The sequence below is a fragment of the Pseudomonas khavaziana genome, from assembly GCF_036704165.1.
GTDB lineage: Bacteria > Pseudomonadota > Gammaproteobacteria > Pseudomonadales > Pseudomonadaceae > Aquipseudomonas > Aquipseudomonas khavaziana.
On sequence record NZ_CP129946.1, the window covers coordinates 4,016,540 to 4,036,963 of the forward strand.

16 protein-coding genes are annotated in these 20,424 nt (G+C 60.8%); all 16 read left to right on the forward strand.

Annotated elements, in window-relative coordinates; genetic code table 11:
• The first annotated feature begins 461 nt into the window (after positions 1-461).
• The 16 genes from QYQ93_RS17680 (at position 462) to nuoH (ending at position 20,414) form a co-directional block, all read left to right on the forward strand.
• The gene (locus tag QYQ93_RS17680; protein WP_338475161.1) at positions 462-2,687 is read left to right on the forward strand and encodes an NADP-dependent isocitrate dehydrogenase; all 2,226 of its coding nucleotides are present in this window, start codon (positions 462-464) and stop codon (positions 2,685-2,687) included.
• Between the two features lie 220 nt (positions 2,688-2,907).
• Positions 2,908-3,354: an NUDIX hydrolase gene (locus QYQ93_RS17685; RefSeq protein ID WP_338475162.1), complete on the forward strand. Its 447-nt coding sequence runs from the start codon at positions 2,908-2,910 to the stop codon at positions 3,352-3,354.
• Positions 3,355-3,413: 59 nt separating this feature from the next.
• Positions 3,414-4,538 carry a tRNA 2-thiouridine(34) synthase MnmA gene (gene mnmA, locus QYQ93_RS17690; protein WP_338475163.1) on the forward strand — a complete coding sequence of 375 codons (1,125 nt, stop codon included), beginning with the start codon at positions 3,414-3,416 and terminating at the stop codon, positions 4,536-4,538.
• Positions 4,535-5,158 (forward strand): high frequency lysogenization protein HflD, encoded by a 624-nt coding sequence (gene hflD / locus QYQ93_RS17695; protein WP_043046599.1) that lies wholly within the window; start codon positions 4,535-4,537, stop codon positions 5,156-5,158. Before mnmA ends, hflD begins: the two co-directional genes overlap by 4 nt.
• 125 nt (positions 5,159-5,283) lie before the next feature.
• The gene (gene purB / locus QYQ93_RS17700; protein ID WP_217882360.1) at positions 5,284-6,654 is read left to right on the forward strand and encodes an adenylosuccinate lyase; all 1,371 of its coding nucleotides are present in this window, start codon (positions 5,284-5,286) and stop codon (positions 6,652-6,654) included.
• Positions 6,655-6,738: 84 nt separating this feature from the next.
• Positions 6,739-7,905, forward strand: coding sequence for a cupin domain-containing protein (locus QYQ93_RS17705; protein WP_338475164.1), 1,167 nt, complete (start codon positions 6,739-6,741; stop codon positions 7,903-7,905).
• Positions 7,898-8,320, forward strand: a complete 423-nt coding sequence (locus QYQ93_RS17710) for a GNAT family N-acetyltransferase (RefSeq protein WP_043046594.1) — start codon at positions 7,898-7,900, stop codon at positions 8,318-8,320. Before QYQ93_RS17705 ends, QYQ93_RS17710 begins: the two co-directional genes overlap by 8 nt.
• Before the next feature lie 229 nt (positions 8,321-8,549).
• Entirely contained in the window at positions 8,550-9,287 is a 738-nt protein-coding gene (locus QYQ93_RS17715; RefSeq protein ID WP_043046593.1) for a secretin N-terminal domain-containing protein, read from the forward strand.
• Positions 9,288-9,781: 494 nt separating this feature from the next.
• Positions 9,782-11,107 (forward strand): isocitrate lyase, encoded by a 1,326-nt coding sequence (aceA, locus tag QYQ93_RS17720; RefSeq protein WP_043046591.1) that lies wholly within the window; start codon positions 9,782-9,784, stop codon positions 11,105-11,107.
• Between the two features lie 645 nt (positions 11,108-11,752).
• Entirely contained in the window at positions 11,753-12,166 is a 414-nt protein-coding gene (locus tag QYQ93_RS17725) for an NADH-quinone oxidoreductase subunit A (RefSeq protein ID WP_003219575.1), read from the forward strand.
• A 10-nt stretch (positions 12,167-12,176) separates the two neighbouring features.
• Complete coding sequence (locus tag QYQ93_RS17730) at positions 12,177-12,851, forward strand: NuoB/complex I 20 kDa subunit family protein (protein WP_003174719.1); 675 nt, start codon at positions 12,177-12,179, stop codon at positions 12,849-12,851.
• Positions 12,852-12,923: 72 nt separating this feature from the next.
• Positions 12,924-14,708, forward strand: a complete 1,785-nt coding sequence (nuoC, locus tag QYQ93_RS17735) for an NADH-quinone oxidoreductase subunit C/D (RefSeq protein ID WP_338475165.1) — start codon at positions 12,924-12,926, stop codon at positions 14,706-14,708.
• Positions 14,709-14,710: 2 nt separating this feature from the next.
• Complete coding sequence (nuoE, locus tag QYQ93_RS17740) at positions 14,711-15,208, forward strand: NADH-quinone oxidoreductase subunit NuoE (RefSeq protein WP_003232080.1); 498 nt, start codon at positions 14,711-14,713, stop codon at positions 15,206-15,208.
• A complete protein-coding gene (gene nuoF / locus QYQ93_RS17745) occupies positions 15,205-16,560 on the forward strand; it encodes an NADH-quinone oxidoreductase subunit NuoF (protein ID WP_027606325.1) in 1,356 nt (451 codons plus the stop codon). The genes nuoE and nuoF overlap by 4 nt, the downstream gene beginning before the upstream one ends.
• Positions 16,561-16,695: 135 nt before the next feature.
• A complete protein-coding gene (gene nuoG / locus QYQ93_RS17750) occupies positions 16,696-19,410 on the forward strand; it encodes an NADH-quinone oxidoreductase subunit NuoG (RefSeq protein ID WP_338475166.1) in 2,715 nt (904 codons plus the stop codon).
• Positions 19,407-20,414 (forward strand): NADH-quinone oxidoreductase subunit NuoH, encoded by a 1,008-nt coding sequence (gene nuoH, locus QYQ93_RS17755; protein ID WP_043046584.1) that lies wholly within the window; start codon positions 19,407-19,409, stop codon positions 20,412-20,414. The genes nuoG and nuoH overlap by 4 nt, the downstream gene beginning before the upstream one ends.
• Positions 20,415-20,424 lie beyond the last annotated feature (10 nt).

Genomic DNA, 20,424 nt, shown 5'->3' on the forward strand with positions numbered 1-20,424 from the left:
GCTGCGTTCGAGCCTACTCCAGATAAATGGCGACTGAAACCTCGCGCCATGCTCATTTGCATCGAAAACAGCATAATTTGTCGTCTACAAGCCTGAAATCAAAGGGAAAAGTGCCAATCCTGAGCACAACGTGCGACTTTAGGCGTAAGCGGCACCTGCGACCTTTAGACCAATGGACGACCCGCCTTTTGTATGAAGGCTCGGCGTAAGCATAGCGACCTATGTATAATGCCGCCGCTGACCAAAGAGTCACGACGGCGGACCGCTCTAGAACATGGCCCTCCGCTGCAAAGCAGGACTAATACAATAGTCCACCCGCTTGACGCTCGACTGATGCAACCCAACATCACCGCGAAGAAACCTCGACCTTTCGCTCATGGATGACTTGAACGAACGCGCTCCACCCGGCGCATCTCGAGTTTCTGCGCACGCTTTCAGCAAAGAAGAGAGTTAATCCGAATATGCCCACCCGCTCGAAGATCATCTACACCTTCACCGACGAAGCCCCAGCCCTCGCCACCTATTCGCTGCTGCCTATCGTAGAGGCCTTCACCGCTTCCGCTGATATTGCCGTGGAAACCCGCGACATTTCCCTCGCAGGGCGCATCCTCGCAAGCTTCCCCGAGCAACTGGGCGACAAGGCTATCCCGGACCACCTCGCCGAACTGGGCGACCTGGCCGTTACGCCTGAAGCCAACATCATCAAGCTGCCGAACATCAGCGCCTCGACCCCGCAGCTGCAAGCCGCGATCAAGGAACTGCAGGCCCAGGGCTATGCCCTGCCGGACTATCCTGAAACCGTAACCACCGACGCGGAAAAAGAAACCCGTGCACGTTACGACAAGGTCAAGGGCAGCGCCGTGAACCCGGTCCTGCGCGAAGGCAACTCCGACCGCCGCGCACCGCTGTCGGTCAAGAACTACGCACGCAAGCACCCGCACAAGATGGGCGCCTGGGCTGCCGACTCCAAGTCGCATATTGCCCACATGAGCAATGGCGACTTCTACGGCAGCGAAAAAGCCGTGCAGATCGAAGCCGCTGATGCTGTCAAAATTGCGCTGGTTGCCCAGGACGGCACCACCACCGTGCTGAAGGAAAAGACCAGCGTCCAGGCCGGCGAAATCATCGACACCGCCGTGCTGAGCAAGAAAGCCCTGCGCAGCTTCATCGCCGCTGAAATCGAAGACGCCAAGAAGCAAGGCGTGCTGCTGTCGGTTCACCTGAAAGCCACCATGATGAAGGTCTCCGACCCGATCATGTTCGGCCAGATCGTTGCCGAGTTCTACAAAGATGCCCTGACCAAGCACGCTGCAGTGCTGGAGCAGATCGGCTTCAACCTGAACAACGGCATCGGCGACCTGTACGCCCGTATCAAGGCGCTGCCGGCTGACCAGCAAGCGCAGATCGAAGCTGACATCCAGGCGGTCTACGCCGTTCGCCCTGCCCTGGCGATGGTCAACTCCGACAAAGGCATCACCAACCTGCACGTGCCGAGCGACGTCATCGTCGACGCCTCGATGCCAGCCATGATCCGTGACTCCGGCAAAATGTGGGGCACCGACGGCCAGCTGCACGATACCAAGGCGGTGATCCCGGATCGCTGCTACGCCACCATCTACCAGGCGGTCATCGAAGACTGCAAGGCCAATGGCGCCTTCGACCCGACCACCATGGGCAGCGTGCCAAACGTTGGCCTGATGGCCAAGAAAGCCGAAGAGTACGGTTCCCACGACAAGACCTTCCAGATCAAGGCTGACGGCGTCGTCCGCGTCACCGACAGCCAGGGCAACCTGCTGATGGAACAGAAAGTCGAAGCCGGCGACATCTTCCGCATGTGCCAGACCAAGGACGCGCCGATCCAGGACTGGGTCAAGCTCGCCGTCAACCGTGCCCGCGCCAGCAACACCCCGGCCATCTTCTGGCTGGACCCTCAGCGTGCCCACGATGGCGTCGTAGTCGAGAAGGTCCAGGCGTACCTGAAGGACCACAACACCGAAGGCCTGGACATCCGCATCATGGCCCCGGTCGACGCGATGAAGTTCACCTTGGAGCGCACCCGCAAGGGCCTGGACACCATCTCGGTGACCGGTAACGTACTGCGCGACTACCTGACCGACCTGTTCCCGATCATGGAACTGGGCACCAGCGCCAAGATGCTGTCGATCGTGCCGCTGATGAACGGCGGCGGCCTGTTCGAAACCGGCGCTGGCGGTTCGGCGCCGAAACACGTGCAGCAACTGCTGGAAGAAAACTTCCTGCGCTGGGATTCCCTGGGCGAGTTCCTGGCCCTGGCCGCGTCCCTTGAGCATTTGGGTGTGACGCACAACAACCCGAAAGCGCTGGTATTGTCCAAGACCCTGGACCAGGCCACCGGCCAGTTCCTCGACAATAACAAGTCGCCATCGCGCAAAGTCGGCAACATCGACAACCGCGGCAGCCACTTCTACCTGGCGCTGTACTGGGCCCAGGCCCTGGCCGCCCAGACCGAAGACACTGCACTGCAAGCGCAGTTCGGCGAACTGGCCCAGACCCTGGCCGCGAACGAAGCAACCATCGTTGCCGAGCTCAACGCCGTACAGGGCAAGCCAGTGGACATCGGTGGCTACTACGCGCCGAACCCGGAGTTGACCAGCAAGGCCATGCGCCCAAGCAACACCTTGAATGCGGCGATTGCCAAGTTGAAGTAAGGTTGTAAAGCTGCAAGGAAGCCCCGGCCCAGTGCCGGGGTTTCTGTTTCTACCGTTCAACTGTAGAAGCCGGATAAAAATGTGGGAGGGGGCTTGCTCCCGATGGCAGTGGGTCAGCCCCAGATGCATTTACTGACCCTCCCTCATCGGGAGCAAGCCCCCTCCCACACTGACTGTAATCCTGCTGTAAGACGCCACTGCGTCCTGAATCGAGGCAACCATGACCTGGCTCCCCCACATCACCGTCGCCACCATCGTTGAAAACAACGGCCGCTTCCTGATGGTCGAAGAACTCAAGGGCGGCCGTGCCGTGCTCAACCAGCCCGCCGGCCACCTGGACCCGAACGAAACCCTGACCGAAGCCGCGGTGCGCGAAACCCTCGAGGAAACCGGCTGGGACGTCGAAGCCACCGGCATCGTCGGCATCTATCTCTACACTGCGCCCAGCAACGGCGTGACCTATCAACGGGTCTGCTTCATCGCCAAAGCGCTGAAACACCACCCGGACTATCAACTCGACGAAGGCATCCTCCGCGCCCACTGGCTGACCCGTGACGAGCTGATGGCCGTGCGCGACAACTGGCGCAGCGAGCTGATCATCCGCTGTATCGATGATTATCTGGCCGGCCAGCGCCACAGTCTCGAATTGATCCGCCCTTCTCTTTAGCCTTAGCGGCCCGGGCCTGATAGAATCGCGTCCTTTTTCAAGACACCCGTTGAAACCCTATGCGTGATCCAGCCCCTTCTGACACACAAAAGAAGCGCGTCATCGTCGGCATGTCCGGCGGCGTGGATTCTTCCGTTTCCGCCGTTCTGCTCATGGAGCAGGGTTATGAGGTGGAAGGCCTGTTCATGAAGAACTGGGAAGAAGACGATGGAACCGAATACTGCACCGCCATGGACGACCTGGCGGACGCCCAGGCCGTGTGCGACAAGATCGGTATCAAGCTGCACACCGCCAACTTCGCCGCCGAGTACTGGGACAACGTGTTCGAACACTTCCTGGCCGAATACAAGGCCGGACGCACACCGAACCCGGACATCCTGTGCAACCGCGAGATCAAGTTCAAGGCGTTCCTCGACTACGCGATGATGCTCGGCGCCGACCTGATTGCCACTGGCCACTACGTGCGCCGTCGCGATATCGATGGCCGCACCGAACTGCTCAAGGGCCTGGACCCGAACAAGGACCAGAGCTACTTCCTGCACGCCGTGGGTGGCGAACAGATCGCCAAGACCCTGTTCCCGGTGGGCGAGCTGGAAAAGCCCGAAGTGCGCAAAATCGCAGAGAAACATGGCCTGGCTACCGCCAAGAAGAAAGACTCCACCGGTATCTGCTTTATCGGCGAGCGCCGCTTCAGCGACTTCCTCAAGCAGTACCTGCCGGCGCAGCCGGGTGAAATCAAGACCACCGAAGGTGAAGTGATCGGCCGTCACCACGGCCTGATGTACCACACCATCGGCCAGCGCCAGGGCCTGGGCATCGGCGGCCTGAAAGACGCAGGCGAAGAGCCATGGTACGTGCTGGTCAAGGACCTGGAAAACAATGTGCTGATCGTCGGCCAGGGCAACGAGCACACACTGCTGTTCTCCGGCGCCCTGCTCGCTTCCGAGATCTATTGGGTCAACCCGATCGACTTGAGCACGCCGCGCCGCCTGACCGCCAAGGTACGCTATCGCCAGAGCGACCAGCCCTGCACCCTGGAAAAAACCGCCACGGGCTACCGCGCCACCTTCGATGACCCGCAACGCGCGGTCACCCCAGGCCAATCCGTGGTGTTCTATGACGGCGAAATCTGCCTGGGCGGCGGCGTGATCGAAGTCGCGCAAGCCTGGAGCAAGCCGGCATGAGCCCGACCCAAGAGCAATTGACCGCACTCGGCGGGGTATTTCTCGCTGCCGTGCTGGTGGACAAGATCGCCAAGACCGGCCAGGTCAGCGAAGCCGGCTTGACCTGCATGCTCGGCAGCCTGCTGATCCGCGACCCCAAGGACACCCTGGAGGTCTACGGCGGTGACGACCTGGCGTTGCGCGAAGGTTATCGCGCACTGATCGGCGCCCTCGAGCGCGACCCCAGCACCTTGCAGCGCGAGCCATTGCGCTATGCCTTGTCGATGCTCGGCCTTGAGCGCCAACTGGCCAAGCGTGACGACATGCTCGAAGCCATCGGCAAGCGCCTGCCGCAGATCCAGTCCCAGGTGGAACACTTTGGCCCGGCCCACGAAAACGTGATCGCTGCCTGTGGTGCGTTGTACCAGGACACCTTGAGCACCTTGCGCCAACGTATCCAGGTGCACGGCGACATGCGCAACCTGCAACAACCCAACAACGCGTCGAAAATCCGCGCCCTGCTTCTGGCCGGTATTCGCTCGGCGCGGTTGTGGCGGCAGTTGGGCGGTCATCGCTGGCAGTTGGTGATCAGCCGGCGCAAATTGCTCAAAGAGCTTTACCCGTTGATGCGCAACGAATAAGTCGCAGCGACAGGCCCTTTTCAAGCCGTTACGCGTAATACGCCGGTCAGTTGGCAACGGATCGGCGGATTTTTTCATGTATGATACGCGCCCCATTTCGTTGCCCGACTGTCCGAGAACACCCCATGCAGCTCTCTTCGCTCACTGCGGTTTCCCCTGTTGACGGCCGCTACGCCGGCAAAACCCAGGCCCTGCGCCCTATTTTCAGCGAATACGGCCTGATCCGTGCCCGCGTTCTGGTTGAAGTGCGCTGGCTCCAGCGCCTGGCCGCTCACCCCGCCATCAGCGAAGTGCCGGCATTTTCGGCCGAAGCTGACGCTGTATTGAATACCCTGGCGGAAAACTTCTCCCTGGAGCACGCCGAGCGTGTGAAAGAGATCGAGCGCACCACCAACCACGACGTCAAGGCCATCGAATACCTGCTCAAAGAGCAAGCGGCCAAACTGCCGGAACTGGCCCAGGTCAGCGAGTTCATCCACTTTGCCTGCACCAGCGAGGACATCAACAACCTGTCCCACGCCCTTATGCTGCGCGAAGGCCGCGATGACGTCATGCTGCCCCTGATGCGCCAGACTGCCGAAGCCATCCGTGAGCTGGCGATCCGTTTCGCCGCCGTGCCGATGCTGTCGCGCACCCATGGCCAGCCCGCTTCGCCAACCACCCTGGGCAAGGAACTGGCCAACGTGGTGTACCGCCTGGAGCGCCAGATCGCCCAGGTCGCCGCCGTACCATTGCTTGGCAAGATCAACGGCGCCGTGGGCAACTACAACGCCCACCTGTCGGCCTACCCTGAGATCGACTGGGAAGCCAACGCCCGCGCCTTCATCGAAGACGAGCTGGGCCTGGACTTCAACCCGTACACCACGCAGATCGAACCCCACGACTACATCGCCGAGCTGTTCGACGCCATTGCGCGTTTCAACACCATCCTGATCGACTTTGATCGCGATATCTGGGGCTACATCTCCCTGGGCTATTTCAAGCAGCGCACCATTGCCGGTGAAATCGGTTCGTCGACCATGCCGCACAAGGTCAACCCGATCGACTTCGAAAACTCCGAAGGCAACCTCGGCATCGCCAACGCCCTGTTCCAGCACCTGGCCAGCAAGTTGCCGATCTCCCGCTGGCAGCGCGACCTGACCGACTCCACCGTATTGCGCAACCTCGGCGTGGGCTTCGCTCATAGCGTGATCGCCTACGAAGCCAGCCTCAAGGGCATCAGCAAGCTTGAGCTCAACGAGCAGAAGATCGCCGCCGACCTGGACGCCTGCTGGGAAGTATTGGCCGAGCCGATCCAGACCGTGATGCGCCGCTACAACATCGAAAACCCCTACGAGAAGCTCAAAGAGTTGACGCGCGGCAAGGGCATCAGCCCCGAAGCACTGCAGACTTTCATTGACGGCCTGGACATGCCAGCCGCGGCCAAGGCCGAGCTGAAACTGCTCACCCCGGCCAACTACATCGGCAACGCCGTAGAGCAAGCCAAGCGCATCTGATCCAAGCAAGCCCCTTTGAGACGCCCGGCCGCGCCGGGCGTTTTTATTCCTGTCTTAAAAGTGCTTTTTTTCAATAGGTTACACATGAATCCTGACATTCCTCTTCAACTTCTGGGCGGCATCACGGCACGGGAATTCCTGCGCGACTACTGGCAGAAAAAACCGCTGCTGATCCGCCAGGCCATCCCTGACTTCGAAAGCCCGATCGACGCCGACGAACTGGCAGGCTTAGCGCTGGAAGAAGAAGTCGAGTCGCGCCTGGTCATCGAACACGGCGAACGCCCGTGGGAACTGCGTCGCGGCCCGTTCGCCGAAGACGCCTTCAGCACCCTGCCTGAGCGTGAGTGGACCTTGCTGGTGCAAGCGGTTGACCAGTTCGTGCCGGAAGTAGCGGAACTGCTGGAGCACTTCCGCTTCCTGCCGAGCTGGCGCATCGACGATGTGATGATCAGCTTCGCCGCGCCGGGCGGCAGCGTCGGCCCGCACTTCGACAACTATGACGTGTTCCTGCTGCAAGCCCAGGGCAAGCGCAACTGGAAGATCGGCCAAATGTGCAGCTCCGAAAGCCCGCTGCTGCAACACGCCGACCTGCGCATCCTGGCCGAATTCGAAGAGACCGCCGAATGGGTGCTGGAACCGGGCGACATGCTTTACCTGCCGCCGCGCCTGGCGCATTTCGGTATTGCTGAAGACGACTGCATGACCTATTCCGTAGGTTTCCGTGCACCGAGCGCCGCTGAAGTATTGACCCACTTCACCGACTTCCTCAGCCAGTACCTGACCGACGAAGAGCGCTACACGGACGCCGACGCCCAGCCAGTCAGCGACCCGCACCAGATCCAGAGCGACGCCCTCGACCGATTGAAGGGCCTTTTGGCCGAGCACATGAGCGACGAGCGCATGCTGCTGACCTGGTTCGGCCAGTTCATGACCGAACCGCGCTACCCCGAACTGGTGGCCGGCGAAGAACTGGGTGAAGAGGATTTCATCAGCAGCCTGCAAGATGGCGCGATCCTGGTGCGCAACCCAAGCGCGCGCCTGGCCTGGTCCGAAGTCGACGACGATGTGCTGCTGTTCGCCAGCGGCCAGAGCCGTTACCTGCCAGGCAAGCTGCGTGAGCTGCTGAAGCTGGTGTGCTCGGCTGATGCGTTGCACAGCGAGAACCTCGGCGACTGGTTGGCGGACGAAGACGGCCGCGACCTGCTGTGCGAACTGGTCAAGCAAGGCAGCCTGGGGTTTGCGGATGAATAAGATTCACGTAAGTGTCGCGGACTGGCAAAAGGATATCGCCGAGATTCGGCGCATTCGTGAAGCGGTATTTATCGCTGAACAATCGGTTCCGGCCGAGCTTGAGTGGGACGCCGACGATGCCGGCGCCATGCACTTCCTTGCGTTCGAAGGCGACTTTCCGATTGGCACCGCGCGCCTACTGCCCAGCGGCGAGATTGGTCGCGTGTCAGTGCTCAAGGATTGGCGCGGGCTGAAGGTAGGCGACAAGCTGATGGAAGCGGTGATTGGGGTGGCTGAACAGCGCGGCCAGACCCGGCAGTTCCTCAGTGCGCAGGTGTATGCGGCGCCGTTTTATGAACGACTGGGTTTCAAGATCGTCAGTGATGAGTTTCTTGAAGTCGGGATTCCGCATGTGGATATGGTGCGCGAGGGCTGACTCACGACCGCGTCGCCTATATCGGGAGCAAGCCCCCTCCCACATTTGACTGAGTCCCTCCTTTGGAATGCGGTCAAAATGTGGGAGGGGGCTTGCTCCCGATTGCCCTATCAGCAACACCTCAAAATGCCCTGCTTGCCAGGGCATTTTGCCGTCTACGATTCAACTTGCGACCCACCAGGCCGACAAACTGGCACTATCAAGCAAATGACTCGCAGAGATAACGGACATGTCCCTACGCACCCTGCTCACCGCCCTCCTCCTGACCGCCAGCGTTTCGGCCATGGCTGATACCCAAGTCGTCAACCTGAGCAACCGCACCAGCGCCGACCTGCTGCCTGTAGCCCAGAACTTCATCGGCAAGGACGGAACCGTCAGCGCCTACGGCAACCAGTTGATAGTCAATGCACAGCCCGACAAGATCGAGGGCCTGCGCACCTTGCTCTCCCAACTGGACACACCGGCCAAGCGTCTGCTGATCACCGTCGACACCAACGAAAACAATCAGCACAGCAGTGGCGACAGCCAGACCCGCATCATCAGCTACGGCACCGCCAGCCGCGATGGCGGCGTCCAGCAGATCCAGGCCAGCGAAGGCGTGCCGGCGCTGATCCAGGTTGGCCAGAGCGTACCGCTGACCACCACCCAACAGGATAGCTACGGCCGCCTGCAGAACCAGACCCAGTATCGCAACGTCACCCAGGGCTTTTACGTCACCGCCAGCGTCACCGGCGAGACCGTACACCTGGCCATCAGTACCAACCGTGACCGCATGAGCCAGGAACGTCCCGATGTAGTGAACGTGCAGAGTACCGACACAACCGTCAGCGGGCGCCTGGGCGAATGGATCACCCTGGCGGGCATCAATCGTGAGACCCAGGCCGATAAATCCTCTACAACCCGCAGCTACTCTACTCAGGGCCGCGATGACCTGACTTTGCGGGTCAAGGTCGACACCCTGAACTGAAGCACCGAAAACTGACTGACGAGTCGTATAAGACTAAAGATGTAGTGCCTGAAAAAAAGCACTACAAAACATTTGACGATCCAAAAAAGCATGGGCATGATGGCCTCGCTCCCGCTAATCAGGGGCCCTGGCAAGGGCCTTCGGATCGCCGCTCCAAGCTACCCACCCGAGCCGATTCGTGTCTGTACCGCCCACAAGGCGTGTTTGACGAGGTTGCGACTGGAACGAAGTTGTCCCGAGGGACGGAAGCTAACCAGGTAACCCGGCTACGCACTGATGGATCGTACAAAGGCCCACGACGCCCGAAGACCGTTCGCAGTTCGCCTTTACCTGCTCAACTCCGCCTTGAGCCACTCGTTCATCCCGTCGCCTTCCCCGCCAAGCCCGGCTTGACCACCTGAGCTTCTGGTCAGCGAGCAGCCGTCACCACGGATTCAATCCGTGGCTGGCAAATGGAATTCTCCACCTAGACCTATGCGACGAGGTTTTTCCCCATGGCACTGACACGCGAACAGCAAATTGCAGCCCTTGAAAAAGACTGGGCTGAAAACCCACGCTGGAAAGGCGTGACCCGCGCTTATTCCGCTGCTGACGTCGTCCGCCTGCGTGGCTCGGTCCAACCTGAGCACACCTTTGCAAAACTCGGCGCCGAGAAGCTGTGGAACCTGGTCACCCAAGGTGCCAAGCCGTCCTTCCGTCCCGACAAAGATTTCGTCAACTGCATGGGCGCCCTCACTGGCGGCCAGGCAGTACAACAGGTAAAAGCCGGTATCCAGGCGATCTACCTGTCCGGCTGGCAAGTGGCAGCGGACAACAACTCCGCTGAATCCATGTACCCCGACCAGTCGCTGTACCCGGTGGACTCCGTGCCGACTGTGGTCAAGCGCATCAACAACTCGTTCCGTCGCGCCGACCAGATCCAGTGGAAAGCCGGCAAGAACCCAGGCGATGAAGGCTACATCGACTACTTCGCGCCAATCGTAGCAGACGCCGAAGCCGGTTTCGGTGGCGTACTGAACGCCTACGAGCTGATGAAGAGCATGATTGAGGCTGGCGCTGCCGGCGTGCACTTCGAAGACCAGCTTGCGTCAGTGAAGAAATGCGGCCACATGGGCGGCAAGGTACTGGTACCGACCCAGGAAGCCGTACAAAAGCTGACCGCTGCCCGTTTGGCCGCTGACGTTGCCGGTACACCGACCATCATTCTGGCCCGTACCGATGCCAACGCCGCGGACCTGCTGACTTCGGACTGCGACCCATACGACCAGCCGTTCGTGACCGGCGAACGTACCCAGGAAGGCTTCTATAAAGTCCGCGCCGGTCTCGACCAGGCCATTGCCCGTGGCCTGGCCTACGCGCCATACGCCGACCTGATCTGGTGCGAAACCGCCAAGCCGGACCTGGACGAAGCCCGTCGCTTCGCCGAAGCGATCAAGAAGGAATACCCGGACCAACTGCTGTCCTACAACTGCTCGCCTTCCTTCAACTGGAAGAAAAACCTGGACGACGCGACCATCGCCAAGTTCCAGCGTGAACTGTCGGCAATGGGCTACAAGCACCAGTTCATTACCCTGGCCGGCATTCACAACATGTGGCACAGCATGTTCAACCTGGCGCACGACTACGCCCGCAACGACATGACCGCCTACGTGAAGCTGCAGGAGCAGGAATTCGCTGACGCCGCCAAGGGCTACACCTTCGTGGCGCACCAGCAGGAAGTGGGCACCGGCTACTTCGATGACATGACCACCGTAATCCAGGGCGGCACCTCGTCGGTGACTGCGCTGACCGGTTCGACCGAAGAAGATCAGTTCCACTAAGTACCGCGTACACGGCCACCGCGGCCCCACGGAAGACCTAACCGCAGTGCCGCACAACAATCACGCCCCGACTGGTTCGGGGCGTTTTTTTTGCCTGCACAAAAACTTACCGATGCACTGCGGACCAAATGTGGGAGGGGGCTTGCTCCCGATAGCGGTGGATCAGCAACAGCTAGGTTGGCTGATACTCAGCTACTCAGCTATCGGGAGCAGCCCCCTCCCACAAGAAATTTTGCGCAAAACATTGATCCAGAGCGGTATCCGCGCACATCAAATCGGTTAAAAGAACCTTTGCATCAACTAAGCGGCACTCAACCAAGTAACGGCAACTTCCCCCGCCACATGAGAAACAATCGCTTAAACCCCACGCAAACAATAGTCATTATCATTTAGCGCTTGAAAACTTCGTTACCGCTTAAACAAAACATAATTGATGAAAAGCTCGCTAATGCCCACACCACAAGGGCTACAGCCCCAAGAAGGTGCACTATGTGCTTATTCCACCGAATAATTTCACCCCAGGAATTTTACTTGCCCGGTGTTTAGCCATAAAATCATCGCGATTGATTGCAGTGCGACATATCGTCACTGCATCGTTACTTTTTCGAGCTCAGAGACCTTTGCTCTCTGTTAAGGATTTCCAGCATGACCGAAGCGACAGGACTCATGGCCCACAACTGGGGCTTTGCCATTTTCCTCCTCGGTGTTGTCGGCCTCTGCGCCTTCATGCTCGGCGTCTCCAGCCTCCTCGGGTCAAAAGCCTGGGGCCGCAGCAAAAACGAACCGTTCGAGTCCGGCATGCTACCTACAGGTGGCGCCCGCTTGCGGCTCTCAGCCAAATTCTATTTGGTCGCGATGCTGTTCGTGATCTTCGATATCGAAGCCCTCTTTCTCTTTGCCTGGTCTGTGTCCGTCCGCGAAAGCGGCTGGACCGGATTCGTCGAAGCTCTCGTTTTCATAGCAATTCTGTTGGCAGGTCTTGTCTACCTGTTCCGAGTGGGCGCCCTTGACTGGGCTCCGGAAGCTCGTCGCAAGCGGCAGGCGAAGCTGAAACAATGAGGCTTTGGCAATGCAATACAATCTCACCAGGATCGACCCGGATGCTCCTAACGAGCAGTACCCCATCGGCGAACGGGAAACCGTTTCCGACCCGTTAGAAGACCAAGTCCACAAGAACATCTACATGGGCAAGCTGGAAGACGTGCTGAGTGGCGCGGTCAACTGGGGGCGTAAAAACTCCCTGTGGCCGTACAACTTCGGCCTTTCGTGCTGCTACGTGGAAATGACCACCGCCTTCACGGCGCCCCACGACATCGCGCGCTTTGGCGCCGAAGTGATCCGGGCATCACCGCGCCAGGCGGATTTCATGGTTATCGCCGGTACCTGCTTCATCAAGATGGCGCCGATCATCCAGCGTCTCTATGAGCAAATGCTCGAGCCGAAATGGGTTATTTCCATGGGTTCGTGCGCCAACTCCGGTGGCATGTACGACATCTACTCCGTCGTTCAAGGGGTGGACAAGTTCCTGCCCGTGGACGTCTACGTGCCTGGCTGCCCGCCCCGCCCCGAAGCATTTCTGCAAGGCTTGATGCTGTTGCAGGAATCGATTGGCAAGGAGCGTCGCCCGCTGTCCTGGGTCGTCGGTGATCAAGGCGTGTACCGCGCCGAGATGCCGTCCCAAAAGGAACAGCGCCGCGAACAGCGAATCGCAGTCACCAACCTGCGCAGCCCCGACGAAGTCTGATCCAGACCCGCTTCTTTTATAGAACGAAAACCTGGCTTCATTCTTTACGTTGACCGAAAGCGATAAAAAACCATGACTACAGGCAGTGCTCTGTACATCCCGCCTTATAAGGCAGACGACCAGGACGTGGTTGTCGAACTCAATAACCGTTTTGGCCCTGACGCCTTCACCGCCCAGGCCACACGCACCGGCATGCCGGTGCTGTGGGTGGTGCGTGCCAGGCTCGTCGAAGTCCTGACCTTCCTGCGCAACCTGCCCAAGCCGTACGTCATGCTCTATGACCTGCATGGCGTGGACGAGCGTCTGCGCACCAAGCGCCAGGGGCTGCCGAGCGGCGCCGATTTCACCGTGTTCTACCACCTGATGTCGCTGGAACGTAACAGTGACGTGATGATCAAGGTCGCCCTGAGCGAAAACGACCTCAGCATTCCGACCGTGACCGGCATCTGGCCCAACGCCAGCTGGTACGAGCGCGAAGTCTGGGACATGTTCGGCATCGACTTCCCCGGCCACCCGCACCTGACGCGCATCATGATGCCGCCAACCTGGGAAGGTCACCCGCTGCGCAAGGACTACCCTGCCCGCGCCACCGAATTCGACCCGTTCAGCCTGACCCTGGCCAAGCAGCAGCTTGAAGAAGAGGCTGCGCGCTTCCGTCCGGAAGACTGGGGCATGAAGCGTTCCGGCACCAACGAGGACTACATGTTCCTCAACCTGGGCCCGAACCACCCTTCGGCCCACGGTGCCTTCCGTATCATCCTGCAACTGGACGGCGAAGAAATCGTCGACTGCGTGCCGGACATCGGCTACCACCATCGTGGTGCCGAGAAGATGGCCGAGCGTCAGTCGTGGCACAGCTTCATCCCCTACACCGATCGTATCGACTACCTCGGCGGCGTGATGAACAACCTGCCGTACGTGCTCTCGGTGGAGAAGCTGGCCGGTATCAAGGTGCCGGACCGCGTCGACACCATCCGCATCATGATGGCCGAGTTCTTCCGCATCACCAGCCACCTGCTGTTCCTGGGTACCTATATCCAGGACGTCGGCGCCATGACCCCGGTGTTCTTCACCTTCACCGACCGTCAGCGCGCCTACAAGGTTATCGAAGCCATCACCGGTTTCCGTCTGCACCCGGCCTGGTACCGCATCGGCGGCGTGGCCCACGACCTGCCCAACGGCTGGGAGCGCCTGGTCAAGGAATTCATCGACTGGATGCCCAAGCGTCTGGACGAGTACCAGAAAGCCGCGCTGGACAACAGCATCCTCAAGGGCCGCACCATCGGTGTTGCGCAGTACAACACCAAGGAAGCCCTGGAGTGGGGCGTCACCGGTGCCGGCCTGCGTTCCACCGGTTGCGACTTCGACCTGCGCAAGGCGCGCCCGTACTCCGGCTACGAGAACTTCGAGTTCGAAGTGCCGCTGGCGGCCAATGGCGATGCCTACGACCGTTGCATCGTGCGTGTCGAAGAAATGCGCCAGAGCCTGAAGATCATCGAGCAGTGCATGCGCAACATGCCGGCTGGACCGTACAAGGCGGATCACCCGCTGACCACGCCGCCGCCCAAAGAGCGCACGCTGCAGCACATCGAAACCCTGATCACGCACTTCCTGCAAGTCTCGTGGGGCCCGGTGATGCCGGCCAACGAGTCCTTCCAGATGATTGAAGCGACCAAGGGTATCAACAGTTATTACCTGACGAGCGATGGCGGCACCATGAGCTACCGCACCCGGATTCGCACCCCAAGCTTCCCGCACTTGCAGCAGATCCCTTCGGTGATCAAAGGCGAGATGGTCGCGGACTTGATTGCGTACCTGGGTAGTATCGATTTCGTTATGGCCGACGTGGACCGCTAAGCATGAACAGCACGCTTATCCAGACAGACCGTTTCACCTTGAGTGAAACCGAGCGCTCGGCCATCGAGCACGAGCTGCATCACTACGAAGACCCGCGCGCGGCGTCGATCGAAGCCTTGAAGATCGTGCAGAAGGAACGTGGCTGGGTGCCGGATGGCGCCCTCTACGCCATCGGCGAGATCCTTGGCATCCCGGCCAGCGATGTTGAAGGCGTGGCGACGTTCTACAGCCAGATCTTCCGCCAGCCGGTGGGCCGCCACATCATCCGCGTGTGCGACAGCATGGTCTGCTACATCGGTGGCCACGAGTCCGTGGTCAGCGAGATCCAGGCCAAGCTGGGCATCGGCCTCGGCCAGACCACCGCAGACGGCCGTTTCACACTGCTGCCGGTGTGCTGCCTGGGCAACTGTGACAAGGCGCCGGCGTTGATGATCGACGACGACACATTCGGTGACGTACAGCCTGCTGGCGTGACCCAATTGCTCGAGGGCTACCCATGACCCTGACTTCCTTCGGCCCGGCCAACCTGATCAAGCGTTCGGCCGAGACCCACCCGCTGACCTGGCGCCTGCGTGACGATGGCGAGCCGGTATGGCTCGACGAATACCAGGCCAAGAACGGTTACGCCGCAGCGCGCAAAGCCTTCGCCGACATGGCTCAGGACGATATCGTCCAGACCGTGAAAGACGCGGGCCTCAAAGGCCGCGGCGGTGCGGGCTTCCCCACCGGCGTGAAGTGGGGCCTGATGCCCAAAGACGAATCCATCAATATCCGCTACCTGCTGTGCAACGCAGATGAAATGGAGCCCAACACCTGGAAAGACCGCATGCTGATGGAGCAACTGCCCCATCTGCTGATCGAAGGCATGCTGATCAGCGCCCGTGCGCTGAAAACCTACCGGGGTTACATCTTCCTGCGTGGCGAATACACCACCGCCGCCAAGCACCTCAACCGTGCCGTGGCAGAAGCCAAGGCCGCAGGGCTGTTGGGCAAGAACATCCTCGGTTCCGGTTTTGACTTCGAACTGTTCGTGCACACCGGCGCCGGGCGTTATATCTGCGGTGAAGAAACCGCCCTGATCAACTCCCTCGAAGGCCGCCGCGCCAACCCGCGCTCCAAGCCGCCCTTCCCTGCCGCCGTCGGCGTGTGGGGCAAGCCGACCTGCGTGAACAACGTCGAGACCCTGTGCAACGTGCCGGCGATCATCGCCGACGGCGTGGACTGGTACAAATCCCTGGCCCGTGAAGGCAGCGAAGACATGGGCACCAAGCTCATGGGCTTCTCCGGCAAGGTCAAGAACCCTGGCCTGTGGGAACTGCCGTTCGGCGTAACCGCCCGCGAGCTGTTCGAGGACTACGCCGGCGGCATGCGCGACGGCTACACCTTGAAAGCCTGGCAGCCAGGCGGTGCCGGTACCGGTTTCCTGCTTCCTGAGCACCTGGACGCACAAATGTATGCCGGCGGCATCGGCAAGGTCGGCACCCGCATGGGCACTGGCCTGGCGATGGCGGTGGACAACACGGTGAACATGGTGTCGCTGCTGCGCAACATGGAGCAGTTCTTTGCCCGTGAATCCTGCGGCTTCTGCACCCCATGCCGTGACGGCCTGCCGTGGAGCGTCAAGCTGCTGATGGCGCTGGAAAACGGTGAAGGTCGCGAGGGTGATATCGAGACCCTGCTGGGCCTGGTCGGTTTCCTCGGCCCGGGCAAGACCTTCTGTGCTCACGCACCGGGCGCCGTGGAGCCATTGGGCAGCGCAATCAAATATTTCCGCTCGGAGTTCGAAGCCGGCATCGCGCCCACCAGCGCCGCCGTCCCGCCTCTGGCGAGGCCGATCGTAGTCGGCGCGTAACGCTTAAAACAGGCGAAGGGTTCGTGCCCGTAGCCTGTCATGTGCTGACGCCGTAAAGGCTGTGTAGATGCACATGAATAACAAGATTCCATTAGCCACGCCCGCTGACAACGGGCCAACGAAGAACTTTGAACCATGGCCACTATCCACGTAGACGGCAAAGCGCTCGAAGTCGATGGGGCAGACAACCTGTTACAGGCATGTCTGTCACTCGGCCTCGATATCCCGTATTTCTGCTGGCACCCCGCGCTCGGTAGCGTCGGTGCCTGTCGCCAGTGTGCGGTCAAGCAATACACCGACGAGAACGACACCCGTGGTCGTATTGTCATGTCCTGCATGACCCCAGCCACCGACAACACCTGGATCTCCATCGACGATGAAGAATCCAAGGCGTTCCGCGCCAGCGTTGTCGAATGGCTGATGACCAACCACCCCCACGACTGCCCGGTCTGTGAGGAAGGCGGTCACTGCCACCTGCAAGACATGACGGTGATGACCGGCCACAACGAGCGCCGTTATCGCTTCACCAAGCGTACCCACCAGAACCAGGACCTCGGCCCGTTCATTTCCCACGAGATGAACCGCTGCATCGCCTGCTACCGCTGCGTACGCTTCTATAAAGACTACGCCGGCGGCACCGACCTGGGTGTGTTCGGCGCCCACGACAACGTGTACTTCGGTCGCGTTGAAGACGGCGTGCTCGAGAGCGAATTCTCCGGCAACCTCACCGAGGTCTGCCCGACCGGTGTGTTCACCGACAAAACCCACTCCGAGCGCTACAACCGTAAGTGGGACATGCAGTTCGCACCGAGCATCTGCCATGGCTGCTCCAGCGGTTGCAACATCTCGCCGGGCGAACGCTACGGTGAATTGCGTCGCATCGAAAACCGCTTCAATGGTTCGGTCAACCAGTACTTCCTGTGCGACCGTGGCCGTTTCGGCTATGGCTACGTCAACCGCGAAGACCGCCCACGCCAGCCACTGCTGGCCGATGGCGCCAAGCTGAGCCTGGACGCGGCGCTGGATAAAGCCGCCGACCTGCTGCGCGGGCGCAACATCGTCGGTATCGGTTCGCCGCGTGCCAGCCTCGAAAGCAACTTCGCTTTGCGCGAACTCGTCGGCGCCGAGCACTTCTATTGCGGTATCGAAGCCGGTGAGCTGGAGCGTATCCGCCTGGTCCTGCAAGTGCTCAATGACAGCCCGCTGCCAGTGCCGAACATGCGCGACATCGAAGACCACGATGCCATCTTCGTGCTCGGTGAAGACCTGACCCAGACCGCCGCCCGCATCGCCCTGTCGCTGCGCCAGTCGGTCAAAGGCAAGGCCGAGGAAATGGCCGACGCCATGCGCGTGCAGCCGTGGCTCGACGCCGCGGTGAAAAACATCGGCCAGCACGCGCTGAACCCGCTGTTTATCGCTTCCCTGGCTGAAACCAAGCTCGACGACATCGCCGAAGAATGCGTCCACGCCGCACCGGACGACCTGGCCCGTATCGGTTTTGCCGTGGCCCACGCCCTCGACGCCAGCGCGCCTGCCGTCGAAGGCCTGGACACCGAAGCGGTCGAACTGGCCCAGCGCATCGCCGACGCCCTGCTGGCGGCCAAGCGCCCATTGATCATTGCCGGCACCTCGTTGGGTTCCAAGGCGCTGATTGAGGCTGCTGCGAATATCGCCAAAGCCCTGAAGCTGCGCGACAAGAACGGTTCCATCAGCCTGGTGGTGCCGGAAGCCAACAGCCTCGGCCTGGCCATGCTCGGTGGCGAGTCACTGGACGCCGCCCTGCAAGCGGTGACCGACGGCGACGCCGACGCCATCGTGGTACTGGAAAACGACCTGTACACCCGCACCGACGCCGCCAAGGTTGACGCCGCACTCAACGCCGCCAAGGTGCTGATCGTCGCCGACCACCAGAAGACCGCCACCAGCGAACGTGCCGACCTGGTGCTGCCAGCCGCTACCTTCGCCGAGGGCGACGGTACCCTGGTCAGCCAGGAAGGCCGCGCCCAGCGCTTCTTCCAGGTGTTCGATCCGAAGTACATGGATGCCAGCATCCTGGTGCACGAAGGCTGGCGCTGGCTGCATGCCCTGCGCGCGACCCTGCTGAACCAGCCGATTGACTGGACCCAGCTCGACCACGTCACCGCCGCCACCGCTGCGAGTGCGCCGCAGTTGGCACGCATCGTCGACGCTGCGCCGTCCGCCGCGTTCCGTATCAAGGGCTTGAAACTGGCCCGTGAACCGCTGCGCTACTCCGGGCGTACCGCCATGCGTGCTGATATCAGCGTGCACGAACCGCGTACCCCGCAAGACATCGACACCGCGTTCGCCTTTTCCATGGAAGGCTACTCGGGCTCGGCCGAGCCGCGTCAGCAGGTGCCGTTTGCCTGGTCGCCGGGCTGGAACTCGCCGCAGGCCTGGAACAAGTTCCAGGACGAAGTCGGTGGTCACATCCGTGCTGGCGACCCGGGCACCCGCCTGATCGAAAGCACCGGTGACTCGCTGAACTGGTTCGCTGCGGTACCGCGTCCATTCAACCCGGCCCCGGGCACCTGGCAGGTCGTGCCGTTCTTCCACCTGTTCGGCAGCGAAGAGACCTCTTCCAAGGCCGCCCCGGTGCAGGAACGCATCCCTGCGGCCTACGTGTCGCTGGCCAAGTCCGAAGCCGATCGCCTGGGCGTCAACGACGGTGCGCTGCTCAGCCTCAACGTGGCCGGCCAGACCCTGCGCCTGCCGCTGCGTATCAACGAGGAGTTGGGCGCTGGCCTGGTTGCACTGCCTAAAGGCCTCACCGGTATTCCGCCTGCCATTTTCGGCAAAACCGTTGACGGTCTGCAGGAGGCAGCGCAATGACTTGGTTCACGCCGGAAGTAATTGACGTGATCATCTCGGTGGTCAAGGCCATCGTGATCCTGTTGGCCGTGGTCGTTGCGGGCGCCCTGCTCAGCTTCGTCGAGCGTCGCCTGTTGGGCTGGTGGCAGGACCGCTACGGTCCGAACCGCGTTGGCCCGTTCGGCATGTTCCAGATCGCTGCCGACATGCTGAAAATGTTCTTCAAGGAAGACTGGACCCCGCCGTTTGCCGACAAGGTGATCTTCACCCTGGCACCGGTCGTGGCCATGAGCGCCTTGCTGGTCGCTTTCGCGATCATCCCGATCACCCCGACCTGGGGCGTGGCGGACCTGAACATCGGCTTGCTGTTCTTCTTCGCCATGGCCGGTTTGTCGGTGTATGCGGTGCTGTTCGCCGGTTGGGCCAGTAACAACAAGTTCGCCCTGCTGGGCAGCTTGCGTGCCTCGGCGCAAACCGTATCCTATGAAGTGTTCATGGGGTTGGCACTGATGGGCATCGTGGTGCAGGTTGGCTCGTTCAACATGCGCGACATCGTCGAGTACCAGGCGCAGAACCTGTGGTTCATCATTCCGCAGTTCTTTGGCTTCTGTACCTTCTTCATCGCTGGCGTTGCCGTGACTCACCGTCACCCGTTCGACCAGCCGGAAGCGGAACAGGAACTGGCCGACGGTTACCACATTGAATATGCCGGCATGAAGTGGGGCATGTTCTTCGTCGGTGAGTACATCGGCATCATCTTGATCTCGGCCCTGCTGGTCACGCTGTTCTTCGGCGGCTGGCACGGTCCGTTCGGCATCCTGCCGCAGTTGGCCTTCTTCTGGTTCTTCTTGAAGACCGCGTTCTTCATCATGCTGTTCATCCTGCTGCGCGCCTCGATTCCGCGCCCACGCTATGACCAGGTGATGGATTTCAGCTGGAGATTCTGCCTGCCGCTGACCCTGATCAATTTGCTGGTGACGGCCGCCGTCGTGTTGTTGAACACGCCAGCTGCCGCGGTTCAGTGAGGATTTGACC

Excerpts from the sequence above, each read along its gene's own strand:
- QYQ93_RS17680 (WP_338475161.1), top strand. The coding sequence starts at position 462 with ATGCCCACCCGCTCGAAGATCATCTACACCTTCACCGACGAAGCCCCA.
- QYQ93_RS17685 (WP_338475162.1), top strand. The coding sequence starts at position 2,908 with ATGACCTGGCTCCCCCACATCACCGTCGCCACCATCGTTGAAAACAAC.
- mnmA (WP_338475163.1), top strand. The coding sequence starts at position 3,414 with ATGCGTGATCCAGCCCCTTCTGACACACAAAAGAAGCGCGTCATCGTC.
- hflD (WP_043046599.1), top strand. The coding sequence starts at position 4,535 with ATGAGCCCGACCCAAGAGCAATTGACCGCACTCGGCGGGGTATTTCTC.
- purB (WP_217882360.1), top strand. The coding sequence starts at position 5,284 with ATGCAGCTCTCTTCGCTCACTGCGGTTTCCCCTGTTGACGGCCGCTAC.
- QYQ93_RS17705 (WP_338475164.1), top strand. The coding sequence starts at position 6,739 with ATGAATCCTGACATTCCTCTTCAACTTCTGGGCGGCATCACGGCACGG.
- QYQ93_RS17710 (WP_043046594.1), top strand. The coding sequence starts at position 7,898 with ATGAATAAGATTCACGTAAGTGTCGCGGACTGGCAAAAGGATATCGCC.
- QYQ93_RS17715 (WP_043046593.1), top strand. The coding sequence starts at position 8,550 with ATGTCCCTACGCACCCTGCTCACCGCCCTCCTCCTGACCGCCAGCGTT.
- aceA (WP_043046591.1), top strand. The coding sequence starts at position 9,782 with ATGGCACTGACACGCGAACAGCAAATTGCAGCCCTTGAAAAAGACTGG.
- QYQ93_RS17725 (WP_003219575.1), top strand. The coding sequence starts at position 11,753 with ATGACCGAAGCGACAGGACTCATGGCCCACAACTGGGGCTTTGCCATT.
- QYQ93_RS17730 (WP_003174719.1), top strand. The coding sequence starts at position 12,177 with ATGCAATACAATCTCACCAGGATCGACCCGGATGCTCCTAACGAGCAG.
- nuoC (WP_338475165.1), top strand. The coding sequence starts at position 12,924 with ATGACTACAGGCAGTGCTCTGTACATCCCGCCTTATAAGGCAGACGAC.
- nuoE (WP_003232080.1), top strand. The coding sequence starts at position 14,711 with ATGAACAGCACGCTTATCCAGACAGACCGTTTCACCTTGAGTGAAACC.
- nuoF (WP_027606325.1), top strand. The coding sequence starts at position 15,205 with ATGACCCTGACTTCCTTCGGCCCGGCCAACCTGATCAAGCGTTCGGCC.
- nuoG (WP_338475166.1), top strand. The coding sequence starts at position 16,696 with ATGGCCACTATCCACGTAGACGGCAAAGCGCTCGAAGTCGATGGGGCA.
- nuoH (WP_043046584.1), top strand. The coding sequence starts at position 19,407 with ATGACTTGGTTCACGCCGGAAGTAATTGACGTGATCATCTCGGTGGTC.